At 39.4% G+C, this 813-nt stretch carries 1 protein-coding gene; it reads right to left on the reverse strand.

Annotated elements, in window-relative coordinates:
- Window positions 1-23 precede the first annotated feature (23 nt).
- Window positions 24-813 (reverse strand): AI-2E family transporter (locus tag ACRCJ0_RS16760; protein WP_431391289.1); only part of this gene is annotated, 790 nt, incomplete at its 5' end.

Here is an 813-nt window from a genome sequence, read left to right on the forward strand (position 1 = left end):
CAAGAATTACTAGTCAATAGATTTTATTTAAGATTATTGGTTTCTGTGGTTACATTGATATTGTCTTGGTCTAAATTGTAATTGATGGTTGCGGATGCCAGTTTGTAGCATAGGGCAAAAATCGGCACTGATAGTACCATTCCTGCTAGGCCGAAGAAGGCACCTGAAACGGTTACTGAGAATAGAACCCAAATGCCTGGTAGACCGACTGATCCACCGACAACTCGAGGGTATATGATATTCCCTTCAACTTGTTGGACTACAATAATGAAAATGATAAACCAAATGGCTTGGACAACATCAACAACAGCGATAAGGAAAAAGCCGACAACCCCACCCATGATGGCCCCGTAGATAGGGACCAAGGACATTGCACCAGTTATGACCGAGATCGATAAGGTGAATGGGAAGTTGAAAATGGTCATTCCGGTAAAGACTAATACCAGTAAAATAAAGGCTTCAGTTACCTGTCCAGACACATAATGGCCAAAAGTTTGATTGGCTTCAGCGCCTAAGTTGACGGTAAAATTGGCCCAGTGTTTAGGCATAGTGCCGTAAATAATCTTTTTAAATTGTCTGGTTAAGGTTTCCTTTTTAAATAGGATTGACGTACCAAAGATAATGGCTACAAATGCATTAAAGACGCCGTTCACAAGGTTACCAACAAGACTAAATGTTGTATCCAAAATACCTGATGTAAAGGATTGGACGATTGAGAATAATTGGTCTCTCAATTGGTTGGTGTCCACATTCAATTGGTTAACTGTTTCTAGTATTTGCGGATTATCTGCAATATATTGATTAATTTTGTTG

The organism is Aerococcus sp. L_32, assembly GCF_050689315.1.